Here is a 16191-nt window from a genome sequence, read left to right as displayed (position 1 = left end):
TCCTCAGCCACGCACAAGGGATCGCCCCGCCCGCATCGCTGGCCCGGCTTGGGGAGTTGGTTACAGCGGCCAAGAGTCAACAGCCCAATTTCGCAGCGGCTAGGTTGGCGCTATCTTTATGGGAGCAGACTATGTATATTTGGCGATGGCTAGGGAGCCACTTCATTGGGTATCTTTCGAGAGTCTTCCGCAAAATTGTGAGGCCTACATCACGCAGGCCTTCCACGAGCCGTTCGCTCGCACTTTTCGCCTCTACCCTAATTTTTTCCGTCGCGGCCCTTGCCGCTGAAACGGGTGGGATTCTCTCCGCAAAAGGCCCAATGACGCTAAATGATGAGGAAGCACCTAGGCTATTCAAACAATGCTCGCGGGCGGCACCAAATCCCGAAGGCCCACTTTGGACACCCACTTCCGCCGAGGTGAACGCTATGGAAGTTCAGCTCGAAAAGCATATCAGCGCCCCCAGTTCTGGCACTGCGTGGATTGGCAAAGGAGGCCGTCGATATCGGGGGCAGCACGTTGGGTTTGTCCGCGGTGGTGTTAAGTTCATCTATGCCTCATATGCGCCGGAAGACATCGATACATTCTTCCGCAATGGGCGAGCGGCCGTCATGTGCGATGGAGGGGTGAGTTTCTGGGGCATTGTCTATAACACCGCCACTGCTGAGTTCAGCGAGCTCGAAACAAATGGTCGTTGATGATCGCTCGCTTTGTGCTAAACGGCGCTCCAAAACATCACCCACAAGCATGAGGCATCGCTCCGTGCCACCCTTGGGCGGTGCCGAGCAGCGCAGGGGAGTCGCGCCAGCGACCAGCGCCCCAGGGTGGCACGGAGCGATGCCTCATGCGCACCACCACCGTCTGCAACAATGTTGCACATGACTGTAACCACCCTCCCCTCTGCCGAAAACGTCTTCACCTGGCCCGTCCGTGTGTACTGGGAAGACACCGACGCAGGCGGCATCGTTTTCTACGCCAACTACCTGAAGTTTTTCGAACGCGCCCGCACCGAGTGGCTGCGCGCAAAGGGTGTCGAGCAGCGTCAGTTGCAACAAGACCTGGGCTGCATCTTTGTGGTGAGCGACGTGCAAATCAAATACCTGCGCTCTGCCCGGCTGGACGACCAATTGCTGGTGACGGCGCACTTGAGCGAACTGGGCCGCTCGTCCTTCACCATCCAGCAAGAGGTGCGACTGGTATCCCCAGATGCAGAACCGGTGGTGCTGTGCACAGGCTCCGTGCGCGTCGGCTGGATCCATGGCCAGACGTCCAAACCCGCACGCATACCGCCCGAACTGCAACAGGCGCTCCAGGGCTGAAAACCCCGGTGATGTGGCGGGCTGCAGAAACCATGCAGTATCCGCATCACCTGCGCGGCCTCGGGTAAACCCACCCCGGTAGAATGGGGGCCGACACCAGCCCAGTGCTGCTGCTTCGCACCCCTCCCGAATCTTTCCCACAGGACCCGCTATGTCTCTCTTCTCTTCCGTCGAAATGGCCCCCCGCGACCCTATCCTGGGTCTGAACGAGCAATTCAACGCCGACACCAACCCCAATAAAGTGAACCTGGGCGTGGGCGTGTATTTCGATGACAACGGCAAGCTGCCCCTGCTGCAGTGCGTGCAAGCCGCCGAGAAGACCATGATGGACAAGCCCACCGCCCGCGGCTACCTGCCTATCGACGGCATCGTGGCGTATGACAACGCCGTCAAGGGCCTGGTCTTTGGCGCTGACAGCGAACCCGTCACCTCCGGCCGTGTGGCCACCGTGCAGGCCATTGGCGGCACCGGCGGCCTGAAGATTGGCGCTGACTTTTTGAAGAAGCTCAACCCCAACGCCAAGGTGCTGATCTCCGACCCCAGCTGGGAAAACCACCGCGCGCTGTTCAACAACGCCGGTTTCGAGGTCGACACCTACGCCTACTACGACGCAGCCAAGCGCGGCGTCAATGTGGAAGGTTTCCTGGCCAGCCTGAACGCGGCCGCGCCCGGCACCATCGTCGTGCTGCACGCCTGCTGCCACAACCCGACCGGCTACGACATCAGCCCCGCCGACTGGGACCAAGTGATTGCGGTGGTCAAGGCCAAGGGCCTGACACCCTTCCTGGACATGGCCTACCAGGGCTTTGGCTATGGCATTGCCGAAGACGGCGCCGTGATCAACAAGTTTGTCGCCGCTGGCCTGAACTTCTTTGTTTCCACCTCCTTCTCCAAGAGCTTTAGCCTGTACGGCGAGCGCGTAGGCGGCCTGTCCGTGCTGTGCAAGGACAAGGAAGAAGCCGGTCGCGTGCTGTCGCAATTGAAAATCGTCATCCGCACCAACTACTCCAACCCGCCCACCCACGGTGGCGCTGTCGTGGCTGCCGTGCTGAACAACCCCGAGCTGCGTGCCCTGTGGGAAAAAGAGCTGGGCGAAATGCGCGTGCGCATCAAGGCCATGCGCCAGAAGCTGGTGGACGGCCTGAAAGCCGCCGGCGTCAAGCAGGACATGTCATTCATCACCAGCCAGATCGGCATGTTCAGCTACTCCGGCCTGACCAAGGACCAGATGGTGCGCTTGCGCTCAGAGTTCGGCGTCTACGGCACCGACACCGGTCGCATGTGCGTGGCCGCGCTGAACAGCAAGAACATTGACTACGTCTGCGCCGCCATCGCCAAGGTGGTCTAAGCGATTTGGGGCGATAGCCCTCGTGCACACTGCATAGGCCGCTATGGAATGCATAGCGGCCTATGCACATATGCACCACACCACCGGGATACCGAGGTGGCCTGCAGCTACCCGGCGCAAGCTTTCAACAAGCTGACAAAACCCGCAAAACTACGGGCTATCCTAGGGCCAAAAGCCAACCCCTGGATCGCGCAAAACTGGTATATTGCATTGCAACATTTTCACTCCTGAAACGTTCCCCCGAAAGCGAGTCCCCCATGCTGTACCAGTTCTACGAAACCCAGCGGTCTTTGATGGAGCCTTTCGCAGACTTGGCCCAGACCGCCGCCAAGGTATTCGCCAATCCCCTGACCCTGGCCGGGCAAAACCCGTTTGCGCAGCGCATCTCCGCGGGCTACGACCTGCTGCACCGCCTGGGCAAGGACTACGAGAAGCCTGAGTTCGGTTTGCGCACCGTGGACGTCGATGGCGTGGAAGTTGCCATCCACGAGCGCGTGGAGATCAATAAGCCGTTTTGCGAACTGCGCCGCTTCAAGCGCTTTTGCGACGACGAGGCGACGCTGAGCAAGATCAAGGGCCAACCCGCGGTGCTGATCGTGGCCCCGCTATCTGGCCACTACGCCACACTCTTGCGCGACACCGTCAAGGCCATGCTCAAGGACCATAAGGTCTACATCACCGACTGGAAGAATGCGCGCCTGGTGCCCATGAGCGAAGGCGAATTCCACCTGAACGACTATGTCAACTACGTTCAGGAATTCATCCGCTACGTGCAGGGCAAATACGGCAACTGCCATGTGATGAGCGTCTGCCAGCCCACCGTGCCGGTGCTCGCTGCGGTGGCACTGATGGCCAGCCGTGGCGAGACCACACCGTTGAGCATGACCATGATGGGCGGCCCCATCGACGCACGCAAGTCGCCCACCGCTGTCAACAATCTGGCGATGAACAAGAGCTACAGCTGGTTCGAGAACAACGTCATCTTCCGCGTACCGTCCAACTTCCCCGGCGCCGGCCGCCGCGTCTACCCCGGCTTCTTGCAGTACACCGGCTTTGTGGCCATGAACCCCAGCAACCACGCCAACAGCCATTACGACTATTTCAAGGACCTGATCAAGGGCGACGATGCCAGCACCGAGGCCCACCGCAAGTTCTACGACGAGTACAACGCCGTGCTGGACATGGATGCCAACTACTACCTGGACACCATCAAGGTTGTGTTCCAGGACTTCTGCCTGGTCAACGGCACCTGGGATGTGAAAAATGCGCAGGGCAAGATCGAGCGCGTGCGCCCGGGCGACATCAAGACCACAGCCCTGCTGTCGGTGGAAGGCGAGTTGGACGACATCTCCGGCTCTGGCCAGACCCAAGCTGTGCACGACATTTGCACCGGCGTGCCGCGCAGCATGCAAAGGCACTACGAGGCCAAGGGCGCGGGCCACTATGGCATCTTCTCCGGCCGCCGCTGGCGCGAGATGGTCTACCCCCAGGTCAAGTCCTTCATCCTGGCCCACCATACCGTCGCCCCTGTGGTTGTTGCCAAACCGGCGCCAGCCCCCAAGGCCAAGACCACCATTGCGGCCAAGGCACCTGCGAAGAAATCGGCTCCAGCCCTCGCCAAACCTGCGCAAGTAGCTACCAAAAAAGTAGCAACCAAGCGCACCACCCCCAAGAAGTGAACACCACGGCGCAGACACCCGGGCCCCTGGCGGCCCGCATATTGGATGCGCTGCCGCAGACCCAGTGCACGCGCTGCGGCTACCCGGATTGCGCCGGCTATGCCCAGGCAATCGCCGCTGGTAAAGCCGATATCAACCAGTGCCCCCCGGGCGGGCAAGAGGGCGTTGTCCGCTTGGCGCAGATCACCAACCGTCCGGCGCCGCTTCTCAATCCTGAGTTTGGCCTCGAAGCGCCACGTCAACTGGTCTTCATCGACGAAGACTGGTGCATAGGCTGCACGCTGTGCCTGGACGCCTGCCCCACCGACGCCATCATGGGCAGCAACAAGCGCATGCACACCGTCATCGAGGCCTATTGCACCGGCTGTGAGCTGTGCCTGCCGGTCTGCCCCGTGGATTGCATCAAGCTGGAGAACGCCAGTGGCGACTCCACCGGCTGGGCTGCCTGGCCCCAACCCCAGGCCGACCTGGCCCGCGGCCGCTATGCGGCCAAGACCGAACGCGTGGCCCGGTCCAAGGCCGAGCATGCACAGCAGCAACAGGCAAAAGTAACGGCCAAACTGGCGGACCTGTCTGCCCATTCACGCATCACCGATACCGCCGTGCTGGACAAGAAGCGCGCCATCATCGAGGCGGCCATGGCCCGCGCCCGGGCCAAACGCACTGGCGAACCCTCCAAAGATTAAGGGCAAATCCGCGCCGGGCCGCCCCAAGCGGATTTAGCCCCCTCGGGGGGCAGCGACCCGCGCAGCGGTGGAGCGTGGGGGCCTACTGAACCAGGTTTTTGTAGACCCCGCAGCCCACATAGAGCCCGTCCACCTTCTGCACGAAGGACATCTTGGACTGCACCTTGCCCGTGGTCGGGTTGGCAATGTCGTATTCCACCCAGCCTGGCTCATAGTCGGCCTGGCCGATGATGGAATCGAGCAGGCCCTGGCCATCGATACCGGCAATGTCCTGCACCCGCGTGCCGACCTTGGCCGGGTTGCCGCCAAAGGCGACATAGCGGCCATTGGCGTCCAGCACAAACACATACATGTCGCGGTCCAAAAAGCCCTTGGTGGCGTCAGTCAGGTCTCGCAGGTAAGCGTCCTTGGACGTATGCTGGCGGTAGGCCGCCGCACGCTGCACCAGGGCCATGGCCTCTTCGGCCGTTCCCTGCTGCAGCTTGAACCGTGCCACCGACTCCACCAGCGTGCTGGCCCGCCCCTCCATGGCCATAGCCTGGCCCACAGCCTGTTCCACCATCTGGGCATTGCGCTGCGTGATCTCGTCCAACTGGCGCACAGCCTGGGTAATCTCGCTCAGGCCAGAACTCTGCTCGGCGCTGGATGTGGAGATTTGCGACATGCTGGCCGCCACATCGCGGATGCCGCCGACCACCTGGTTGATGGTGGTGCCGGCAGCCCGTATCTTTTCCACACTGGTGGCCACCTGGCCCGACGAGTTGCCAATCAGTTGGCGGATTTCCTTGGCCGATTCGGCCGAACGCTGGGCCAGTGAACGCACTTCGCTGGCAACCACCGCAAAGCCTCGGCCCGACTCGCCAGCCCGCGCGGCCTCCACCGCCGCATTCAGCGCCAGGATATTGGTCTGGAAAGCCAGGCCATCGATGACACCCACGATCTCGTCCATGCGCTTGGCACCGGCCTGAATCACCTCGACCGACTCAACAGCCTGGGCCATCAAGGCGGCACCACGGTCGGCCACATCACGCACCTCTCCTGCCTTGCCGTTGGCCTGGCTGGCCGTGTTGGCGTTTTCTTGCACGGTGGACGACAGCTCCTCTACGCTGGCGGCCGTCTGCTCCAGGTTGGCTGCCTGCTGCTCGGTGCGGTCCGACAAATCGCTGCTGCCCCTGGCCAGGCTCTTGCCGGCGTGGTTCACAAAGGCGGCATTGCTACGCACATTGGCCACCATGGCAGAGACCGTCTGGCTCAACTGGCCCACGGTGCCGATCAAACGACCCAACTCGTCTTGCCCGCGCGGCCGCAGGGTCTGGCGCAAGTCGCCCGCGACCATGCTGTCTATGGCGGACACGACGACGCCTAAATCCGCAGTCATGCTTTGGTACAGGGCGATCAAGCAATAAACCAGCAGAGCCGCCAGAATGGCAAGGAATAGCAAGGTGTAGGTGCCTGGCCTGGAACCATCGCCCAGCAGAAGCTGCACCAGCACAAGCAGCAATGGCAAGGCCGACAGCAGCGCAACCAGAGCGAACTTGCCGGCAAACGGCAGGTGGCGCATCAGACTGAGCCCGGGACCCCACAACTTGGAAAAACCCATATCGAACACTCCGCTTTAGCAACCCAACCCATAGGCCTGGACCATCCAGGCCATCCGGCACGCTAACCCCGAAAACTGACGGCGGCCCTACAGCCCTACGCCGCCTCAGCCCAGCGCATCGTTGACCTGTTCATTGAATTCGGCCATGCTGACCGCACTGCCAATCTCACGCGGCAGCGCATCGCGCACCGAGAAGACGCCCAAGATCTTGGTCCCCTCGCCCACAATGGGCAGGTGGCGAAACCCCCGCTCGATCATGATCAACACGGCGTCGGCCACCAGAGTCTCGGGCGCTACACAGATGGGGTGGCGCGTCATCACGTCGGTTACCAGCGTGGTCTGCGGATTCAGGGCCTTGGCCAGTACGCGTGTCATCAGGTCGCGCTCGGTCACAATACCCAGCAGGTTGCCCGGCGTGTCCACGATCAACACGCTGCCGCAGTTGGCGCGGGTCATGACGCAAGCAGCGTCCCAGACACTGGCATGGGGCCCCAGACTGACCACATGGCGATGGGACATGGAGTGGAAGACGGTGCGTTCCGGCATGTTTCCCCCTTTGCGTCAACGCATGGACGCATTGATTTTTTCCAGCGCCTTGGCACCAGGACACAGATGCTCAGGCCCCAGCGCGTGCAAAGGCCGGTGCGAGGTATTGAGCGCAATGTGCAAATCGGTGGCCAAGGGGTCCACATACAACAGCCCGGTCACGACCTCGCCACGCGCCTGGTGCTCTTGCATATAGCGCTGAGCGGCATTGAGATCGGTGGGGTCGTAATCGGGGTGCAGCTTGCGCAGGTGCAAGAGCGAGCCATCGTGCTGCTGTACTTCCACCACATCGCCCGCGGCGTATTCGGTCGTGATCTCGCTGCGCGGCGTGATGAAGTCGATACGGCTCACCGCCTCGTTGTGCTGACGCACGTAGTCATAGCTCTTGGTGCTGCCGCCATGGTTGTTGAAGGTCACACAGGGGCTGATGACATCGATGAAGGCCGCGCCACCGTGGGCAATCGCGCCCTTGATCAGGGGCACCAGTTGCGCCTTGTCACCCGAGAAACTGCGCGCCACATACGTGGCGCCCAGTTGCAGGGCCAAGGCCACCAGGTCTACCGGGCTGTCACTGTTGACGACGCCCTTCTTGCTCTTGGAACCGCGGTCGGCAGTGGCGGAGAACTGGCCCTTGGTCAGGCCATAGACGCCGTTGTTCTCGACAATATAGGCCATATTGACGCCACGGCGCATCGCATTGGCAAACTGCCCCAGGCCGATAGACGCCGAATCCCCATCACCTGAGATGCCCAGGTACAACAACTCGCGATTCGCCAGATTGGCACCGGTCAGCACCGAGGGCATGCGGCCGTGCACGGTGTTGAAACCGTGGGAAGCTCCCAGAAAGTAGTCTGGCGTCTTGGAGCTGCAGCCTATGCCCGAGAGTTTGGCGACGCGGTGGGGCTCGATATCCAGCTCCCAGCAGGCCTGTATCAGCGCAGCCGAAATGGAATCGTGCCCACAGCCGGCGCACAGTGTGCTGATGCGGCCCTCGTAGTCGCGCCGCGTGAAACCCACCTTGTTCTTGGTCAGCGTGGGGTGGTGCAGCTTGGGTTTGGCGATGTAGGTCATGCTATCTCCTTCACCGGTGCGGTGGCGACCGTTGCCTGCACCTGGATGCGGATGGCGTGGGCAATGAAGCGCGCCGTGATCGGTGTGCCGTCATAGTGCAGCACCCGCAGCAGCCGCGCGGGGTCGATGTCCAGTTCGTTGACCAACAGTGAGCGCATCTGCGCATCACGATTCTGCTCCACGACAAACACCTTGTCATGCTCGGCCACAAAGCGACTGACAGCATCTGGAAACGGAAAGGCCAAGAGCCGCATCGCATCCACATGGATGCCTTCTTCCTCCAGCGCGTCCAGCGCCTCGCGTAGCGCAGGGCTGGTGGAGCCGAAATACAGCACGCCCCAGGGGGTTTTCTGCTGGGCCTTGCGCACCACCGGCTGGGGCACCATGCCGGCTGCCGTCTTGAACTTGCGCACCAGGCGTTCCATGTTGTAGGTGTAGTCCGGGCCGCGCTCGGAATACTGGGCATAGGGGTTGCGCGTGGTGCCACGGGTGAAGAAACTGCCCTTGCTGGGGTGGGTGCCGGGCAGCGTGCGCCAGGGAATGCCGTCGCCATCCACGTCCTTGTAACGGCCAAAGTCCTTGCCGGCCTCCAGCTCGGCCGCCGTCATGACCTTGCCGCGGTCGTAGGCCCTGGCGTCGTCCCACACAAAGGGCTTGGACAGGCGCTGGTTCATGCCGATATCCAGGTCGGTCATCACAAAGATGGGCGTTTGCAAGCGGTCCGCCAGATCGAGCGCCGCCGCGCAATGCACAAAGCATTCGTGCGGGTCTTCGGGGAACAGCAGCACATGCTTGGTATCGCCATGCGAGGCATAGGCGCAGGCCAGCAGATCGGCCTGTTGGGTACGGGTGGGCATGCCGGTGGATGGCCCGCCGCGCTGCACATTGATGATGGTGACCGGTATCTCGGCGAAATAGGCCAGGCCAATAAACTCCTGCATCAGGGACACACCAGGCCCCGAGGTGGCGGTAAAGGCCCGCGCCCCATTCCAACCCGCCCCCACCACCATGCCGATGGAGGCCAGCTCGTCTTCGGCCTGCACGATGGCGTAGTAGTGCTGCCCGGTGGCCGGGTCCACACGGAACTTGTCGCAGTATTTCTGGAAGGCCTCGGGCACCGAGGATGATGGCGTGATCGGGTACCAGGCCGCCACGGTAGCACCGCCATAGAGGCAGCCCAGAGCGGCAGCCGTATTGCCGTCGGTCAGTATCTGGTCGCCCACTTGGTCAGACTTGCGCACGCGCAGGCCCAGCGGTGCCAGGTGCTGCTTGACATAGTCGCGCCCCAAATGCAGTGCGCGGATATTGGAATCCAGCAAACGCTCCTTGCCCTTGTACTGCTCGGCAAACAGGGTCTCGAACACGCTGGCATCCATGTCCAGCAGCACCGACAGCGCGCCCACGTAGATGATGTTCTTGAACAACTGGCGCTGCCGCGGGTCGGTATAGGCAGCGTTGGCAATTTCGGTCAATGGCACAGCAATGGTATTGACGTCTTCGCGGAATTTGTCGGGCGGCAGAGGCCGGGTGCTGTCGTAAAACAGATAGCCACCACTCTCAATCTCGGCCACATCGGCATCCCAGGTCTGGGGGTTCATGGCCACCATCATGTCCACACCGCCGCGCCGGCCGGAGTAGCCCTTTTCGCAGACACGGGCCTCGTACCAGGTGGGCAGGCCCTGGATGTTGCTGGGGAAGATGTTGCGCGGGCTCACTGGCACACCCATGCGCACAATGGCCTTGGCAAACAGCTCGTTGGCCGATGCCGAGCCGGATCCGTTCACATTGGCGAACTTGATGACGAAGTCGTTGATGGCTTCAATGCGCTTGGTCATGCGTGTACCCCCATGCTTTTGTCTCTGCAGGCAGGCCCGGCCTGCGTCGTATTGAGCAAAAACTTCTGCATATCCCAGGCCCCGGTAGGGCAACGCTCGGCACACAGGCCGCAGTGCAGGCACACATCCTCGTCCTTGACCATGATGTGGCCGGTCTTGAGCTCCTGCGACACATACAGATCCTGCGTCAGATTGCTGGCAGGGGCCTGCAGACGGCCCCGTAGATCGGACTCTTCGCCGTTCGTGGTGAACGTGATGCAATCCATCGGGCAGATGTCCACGCAGGCGTCGCATTCGATGCAGGTGTCGCGGTTGAATACCGTCTGCACATCGCAGTTCAGGCAGCGGCTGGCCTCCTTGAACGCAGTGGCAGCGTCAAAGCCCAGCTCCACCTCCACGCGGATATTGGCCAGGGCCTTCTGCGCCTCGGCCCAGGGTACTTTGAAGCGGTTGTCGTTGGAGATGTCATTGGCATAGCTCCACTCGTGGATGCCCATCTTCTGCGACATCAGATTGGTCATAGGCGCGGGGCGCTGCGCCACGGCCTCGTTGTGCAGAAAACGGTCTATGGACACCGCCGCCTCGTGCCCGTGGGCCACGGCGCTGATGATGTTCTTGGGGCCAAAGGCCGCGTCTCCACCAAAGAACACCTTGGGCAGCGAGGTCTGGAAGGTGTCCTTGCCCAGCACCGGCAGGCCCCAGCGGTCAAAGTCTATGCCGCAATCCCGCTCAATCCACGGGAAGGCGTTCTCCTGCCCCACGGCCAGCAGCACCGTGTCGCAGGCGAAGAACACATCCGCCTCGCCAGTGGGTACCAGGCTGCGTGCGCCTTTGTCGTCGTAGACGGCACGCACCACCTCGAAGCTCATGCCGGTCAGCTTGCCGTTGTCATGCACAAAGCTCTTGGGCACGTGGTAGTTGATGATGGGAATGCCCTCGTGCTGGGCGTCCTCTTTCTCCCAGGGTGAGGCCTTCATTTCGTCAAAGCCGCTGCGCACGATGACCTTCACGTCCGTGCCGCCCAGGCGGCGGGCCGAGCGGCAGCAGTCCATGGCGGTGTTGCCACCACCCAGCACGATGACGCGTGGCGCCACACTGGTGACATGGCCGAAGGAAACCGATGCCAGCCAGTCGATGCCGATGTGGATGTGTTTGGCCGCCTCCTTGCGGCCTGGGATGTCGATCTCACGGCCGCGCGGTGCGCCACAGCCCACAAACACGGCGTCATAGCCTTGCGCCAACAGGCCTTTCATGGAATCGACCCGCTGGCCGCTGACGAAGTTGACGCCCAGGTCCAGCACGTAGCCCGTTTCTTCGTCAATGACCGACTCGGGCAGGCGAAACCGTGGAATCTGCGAGCGGATGAAGCCGCCGGCCTTGGCCTCACTGTCAAACACCGTGACCTCGTAGCCAAGCGGCGCCAGGTCCCGCGCCACGGTCAGCGAGGCCGGGCCCGCCCCCACACAGGCGATGCGCTTGCCATTGCGCGGCGCCACCGTGGGCATGCGGGCACGCACGCTATCGTCCTTGTGGTCGGCCGCCACACGCTTGAGCCGGCAGATGGCCACCGGCTCGGGCTTGTCGCCATTGTTTTCTTCAACCCGGCCCCGCCTGCAAGCGGGCTCGCAGGGCCGGTCGCAGGTGCGGCCCAGAATGCCGGGGAACACGTTGGACACCCAATTGACCATATAGGCATCGGTGTAGCGCCCCTGGCCGATCAGGCGTATGTATTCGGGAACGGGGGTGTGGGCCGGGCAGGCCCATTGGCAATCGACGACTTTGTGGAAGTACGCCGGGTTGGAGATATTGACGGGTTGCAAATCTGCCTCCTTGCCCCACGCATGTCCTGGGAGGACAGTCGCACAGGGTTGGTGCAGTCTACGGCGACCGGCAGGCTTGCGGCTTAGTGAAAGCCCTCGGGTGGACGGTTGCGTGTGTATTTTTTTGTGACGGCGTGCTATGCAAAAAACCGGCGGATGCGACCCAGCAGGTCATCACCATTGCTCACCGCGGTCTGACCACCGGCCTTGGCCAGCATGGTATTGCGCTGGGCATTGCGGGCCTGCACGATGGCGGTCACTTCCGTGGCAATCTCGGGGCGCTGCTCCAAGACCTTGGCAAAGCCGGCCTTGTCCAGGCGGTAGCAATCTACCGCCGTAACCGCCACCACCGAAGCGCTGCGGGCCTCGCCGGTCAGCATACCCATCTCGCCAAAAATGGCACCGTCGCGCAAGGTCGCCACCTCCAGCCGCCCCTTGGGACCATCGACCATCACCCGCGCCTCGCCATGGATGATGAGGTAGAGCCAATGTGCAACCGCGCCCTGGCGGGTCAGCACATCCCCTGCCGCAAACGGTGCGTGCACCAGATGCCCGGCCAGCATCTGCTGTTCAGACTCCGGCAATTGGGCAAACAATTCGGTGCGCCGAATGGCATCCAGCCGTTTGTCAGCCTCTCGCTGGCTCGCCGCGGCGCGCCAGCTATCACTTTCCTTGACGATGAGCCGTTCTTCCTGTGGCACACCCAATTGCACACCGGCACGCGCCAATGCCGCCAGCGCATGCACGCGCACCGCGGAGTCGCTGGGATCGTCAAATTGCGGGTGCCCCAACCAGTAGCGCAGCGTATAGCGGCAATACCCCGAATCCACTTCACTGAGGATGGCACTGGGCGGCGGATCGGTCAGCACATAGGGCACCTCCGCATCCAGCACCGAGCGCTCCAGGGCGCGCAACACCGTCTCCGGGTTGGCCCCGGCCGCGACATTGAAGTGCACCGCCCGGCGCCACGCAAACGGCGCGCCTTCTGCCGCCCGCAGCACCGTAAAGCGGTTCTTCATCAACCAGCTATTGGGCAATATGACCAGTTCGCGGTTGCGTGTCTCGATAGCGGTGAAGCGCCAGTGCACATCGGTCACACGCCCGCTGACATCGTCCACCTTGACCCAGTCGCCCACCCGTAGCGAGTTGTCCAACTGCAGCGTCACGCCACCCAGCACATTGCCCAAGGTGTCCTGCATGGAGAAGGCCAGCACGGCCGTGATGACGGCCGAAGTGGCAAAAAGTTGGGTAGGGTCCACCCCCGACAGGCGCAAGCACAACAGGCCCCAGGCCAGAGAGAGGCCGGTAAAGGTCAAGTCATGGGCGATGCGGGGCACGCTGAGCCCCAGGCGCGGCAGTACCGCGCGAAAGGCAATCGTGGCCAGCAGATGGATGGCCGACAAACCGGCCAATACCAGGGACAATTCGAATGCTGTGCTGGCCAGCAATGGGTAGCCCCGCAGGCCTGTGACTGCGAGCAGTGCCAACAGTGACAGCCCCCACAAGCCCCAGGTCACCCGCACGGCCCGATACTCACCGGGGCGCACTGCACGGAATACGGCAGAGACGATGGCAACCGCCAGTAGCGCCAGCCACAACTCCTGCTGGCGGGCCAGCGCCATCTCCAAAACGCTCATCGTGTGCAGACTAAAGCTCTACCGGCTCTGCCCAGGGTGCGCCATTTGCGAAAAAGCCTTGACCACATCGGGCGGTGCCTGCACCAGCTCGATCAAAACGCCCTCCCCGGCAATCGGGAATTCATCATTGCTCTTGGGGTGCAAAAAGCACACATCAAAGCCGGAAGCCCCTTTGCGGATACCGCCCGGTGCAAAGCGCACACCCTGGGCCGTGAGCCACTCCACGGCGGTGGGCAGGTCGTCGATCCACAGGCCCACATGGTTGAGCGGCGTGTTCTGTACCGCAGGCTTTTTCTCCGGGTCCAGCGGCTGCATCAGGTCGACCTCGACCTTGAAGGCACCTGCGCCTATGGCACAGATGTCCTCGTCCACGTTCTCGGACTCACTGCGGTAGGTGCCGGTGACCTCCAGGCCCAGCATGTCCACCCACAGCTTGTGCAGGCGTTTTTTGTCACTGGCGCCAATGGCGATTTGCTGGATGCCCAGCACATGAAAAGGACGCAACATGTCTAGAACCTCCCCTTTAGACAAGCTTTACTGTCGCATAGTTTTGCGAAATGGAACTGCGCGTTTACGCGAACCCCACCTTCGCGTTTATGCGAACTCCACAATCGGCTGGTCCACCGTCAGCGACTCACCCTTGGCCGCCAGCACCTTGCCCACCACGCCATCGGCAGCGGCAAAGAGCACGTTTTCCATCTTCATGGCTTCGATCACGGCCACGCGCTCGCCCGCCTGCACCTTCTGCCCTGGCACCACCGCCACGTCCACCAGCAGGCCGGGCATGGGCGACAGCACATAGCGGCTCATATCGGGCGCCGCCTTGTGCGGCATCAGCGCATGCAACTGGGCCATGCGCGGCGAGATGATCAGTGCGTCGATGCGCGTGCCGTTGTGCTGGAGCCGCAGCGCCAGCGGGTTCTTGGGTGTTCCGCGCTCCACTTGGGCCGTGAATGGCACACCATTGACAGTACCGTTGATGGCGATGTCATTGATGCGCGAGCCGCTGCGGATGTCATAGCCGTTGGCACCCACCCGCACACGGGCCGAGCCGGTCTCGCCAACAAACTCGTCCACATGCACGGGCGTGTAGGTGTGTTTGCCATCCTGCGCCAGCGTGACCACTACGTAATCCTTGCCGACCTTCACACCATAGCCTGGCAACTGCCCGCTGATACCGGCCGCACGCTCGCGCGATTTGCGGCGCACAAAGGCAGCCAGCGCGACCAGGAAGGATGGATCGGGGTGCGGCACATCTTCCGCCGCAAAGCCCTTGCCATAGTTCTCGGCAATAAAGCCGGTGTTGAAGTCACCCGCCACAAACTTGGGGTGCGCCAGCAAAGCCGCCTGAAACGGAATATTGCTGCTGATGCCGCGGATCACAAACCCGTTCAGCGCCTCGCGCATCTTGGCAATTGCATCGTTGCGGTCCGTGCCGTGCACGATCAGCTTGGCGATCATGGAGTCATAAAACATGGGTATCTCGCCACCGTCCTGCACGCCGGTGTCCACCCGCACACCCATCAGCGCGTCGGTGTTGCCCTGCCACATGGTCTGCGCGGGTGGCGCAAAGCGCACCAGGCGACCGGTGCTGGGCAGGAAGTTGCGGAACGGGTCTTCGGCATTGATACGGCACTCAATCGCCCAGCCATTGCGTTTGACATCGGCCTGCGTCAACGGAAGCTTCTCACCGGCCGCCACGCGAATCATCAATTCCACCAGGTCCAGCCCGGTGATGCACTCAGTAACCGGGTGCTCCACCTGCAGACGGGTGTTCATTTCCAGGAAATAGAAGCTCTGGTCCTTACCAACCACAAACTCCACCGTGCCCGCGCTCTGGTATTTGACCGCCTTGGCCAGCGCCACGGCCTGCTCCCCCATGGCCTTGCGCGTGGCGTCGCTGATGAAGGGCGATGGCGCCTCCTCAATCACCTTCTGGTGACGGCGCTGGATGGAGCACTCCCGCTCGTTCAGGTACAGCACATTGCCATGCGAATCACCGATCAACTGGATCTCGATATGGCGGGGTTCTTCGACAAACTTTTCGATGAACACACGGTCATCACCAAAGCTGTTGCGCGCCTCGTTGCGGCAAGACGTGAAGCCTTCAAACGCCTCCTTGTCATTGAAGGCCACGCGCAAGCCCTTGCCACCACCACCGGCCGATGCCTTAATCATGACGGGATAACCAATGCCCTTGGCAATCTCCACCGCCTTCTCGGCGGTTTCAATCGCGTCATTGACACCGGGAATGCAGTTCACACCGGCTTGGCCCGCCAATTTTTTGGACTCAATCTTGTCGCCCATGGCACCAATCGAATAGTGCTTGGGGCCGATGAAGACAATGCCCTCTTCTTCCACGCGCTTGGAGAACTCGGCGTTTTCGCTCAGGAAGCCGTAGCCCGGGTGCACGGCTTGCGCGCCGGTCTGTTTGCAGGCGGCAATGATCTTGTCGGCCAGCAAATAACTCTCGCGGCTGGGCGCCGGGCCGATGTTGACGGCCTCGTCGGCCAGCTCCACATGGCGCGCCTCCTTGTCCGCATCCGAGTACACGGCCACGGTCTTGATGCCCATCTTGCGGGCGGTGGCGATGACACGGCAGGCGATCTCGCCGCGGTTGGCAATGAGAATTTTTGTGAACATGGGAAAG

13 protein-coding genes are annotated in these 16191 nt (G+C 62.1%); 5 read left to right on the top strand and 8 right to left on the bottom strand.

The features are described 5' to 3' along the window. Positions 1-428 precede the first annotated feature (428 nt). The 5 genes from AC07OO_RS21780 (at position 429) to rsxB (ending at position 5032) form a co-directional block, all read left to right on the top strand. Entirely contained in the window at positions 429-698 is a 270-nt protein-coding gene (locus tag AC07OO_RS21780; protein WP_495084247.1) for a hypothetical protein, read from the top strand. Positions 699-878: 180 nt separating this feature from the next. Beyond that, positions 879-1319, top strand: coding sequence for a tol-pal system-associated acyl-CoA thioesterase (gene ybgC, locus AC07OO_RS21775; RefSeq protein ID WP_495084246.1), 441 nt, complete (start codon positions 879-881; stop codon positions 1317-1319). 151 nt (positions 1320-1470) lie between these two features. Further along, complete coding sequence (locus AC07OO_RS21770) at positions 1471-2667, top strand: amino acid aminotransferase (RefSeq protein ID WP_495084245.1); 1197 nt, start codon at positions 1471-1473, stop codon at positions 2665-2667. Between the two features lie 257 nt (positions 2668-2924). Beyond that, complete coding sequence (locus AC07OO_RS21765; protein ID WP_495084244.1) at positions 2925-4346, top strand: polyhydroxyalkanoate depolymerase; 1422 nt, start codon at positions 2925-2927, stop codon at positions 4344-4346. Continuing rightward, positions 4343-5032 (top strand): electron transport complex subunit RsxB, encoded by a 690-nt coding sequence (rsxB, locus tag AC07OO_RS21760; RefSeq protein WP_495084243.1) that lies wholly within the window; start codon positions 4343-4345, stop codon positions 5030-5032. The genes AC07OO_RS21765 and rsxB overlap by 4 nt, the downstream gene beginning before the upstream one ends. An 82-nt stretch (positions 5033-5114) precedes the next feature. On the opposite strand, the gene AC07OO_RS21755 is transcribed toward rsxB, so the two are convergent. The 8 genes from AC07OO_RS21755 to AC07OO_RS21720 all read right to left on the bottom strand — a co-directional run bounded on the left by AC07OO_RS21755 (position 5115) and on the right by AC07OO_RS21720 (position 16184). Continuing rightward, the gene (locus AC07OO_RS21755) at positions 5115-6632 is read right to left on the bottom strand and encodes a methyl-accepting chemotaxis protein (RefSeq protein WP_495084242.1); all 1518 of its coding nucleotides are present in this window, start codon (positions 6630-6632) and stop codon (positions 5115-5117) included. A gap of 105 nt (positions 6633-6737) precedes the next feature. Beyond that, complete coding sequence (locus AC07OO_RS21750) at positions 6738-7151, bottom strand: CBS domain-containing protein (protein WP_495084241.1); 414 nt, start codon at positions 7149-7151, stop codon at positions 6738-6740. A 42-nt stretch (positions 7152-7193) separates the two neighbouring features. Then, complete coding sequence (locus AC07OO_RS21745) at positions 7194-8249, bottom strand: 2-oxoacid:ferredoxin oxidoreductase subunit beta (RefSeq protein WP_495084240.1); 1056 nt, start codon at positions 8247-8249, stop codon at positions 7194-7196. Further along, on the bottom strand, positions 8246-10084 hold the full coding sequence (locus tag AC07OO_RS21740; RefSeq protein WP_495084239.1) for a 2-oxoacid:acceptor oxidoreductase subunit alpha: 1839 nt from the start codon (positions 10082-10084) through the stop codon (positions 8246-8248). Before AC07OO_RS21740 ends, AC07OO_RS21745 begins: the two co-directional genes overlap by 4 nt. Next, a complete protein-coding gene (locus AC07OO_RS21735; protein WP_495084238.1) occupies positions 10081-11904 on the bottom strand; it encodes an FAD-dependent oxidoreductase in 1824 nt (607 codons plus the stop codon). The genes AC07OO_RS21740 and AC07OO_RS21735 overlap by 4 nt, the downstream gene beginning before the upstream one ends. Positions 11905-12041: 137 nt before the next feature. After that, positions 12042-13541, bottom strand: coding sequence for a cyclic nucleotide-binding domain-containing protein (locus tag AC07OO_RS21730; protein ID WP_495084237.1), 1500 nt, complete (start codon positions 13539-13541; stop codon positions 12042-12044). A gap of 18 nt (positions 13542-13559) precedes the next feature. Continuing rightward, positions 13560-14048 (bottom strand): VOC family protein, encoded by a 489-nt coding sequence (locus AC07OO_RS21725; RefSeq protein WP_495084236.1) that lies wholly within the window; start codon positions 14046-14048, stop codon positions 13560-13562. Between the two features lie 87 nt (positions 14049-14135). Further along, positions 14136-16184, bottom strand: a complete 2049-nt coding sequence (locus AC07OO_RS21720; protein WP_495084235.1) for an acetyl-CoA carboxylase biotin carboxylase subunit — start codon at positions 16182-16184, stop codon at positions 14136-14138. Positions 16185-16191: the final 7 nt, after the last annotated feature.

The sequence above is a fragment of the Rhodoferax sp. GW821-FHT07G04 genome, assembly GCF_059418585.1.
This window is presented reverse-complemented; position numbering and strand designations above follow the sequence as displayed.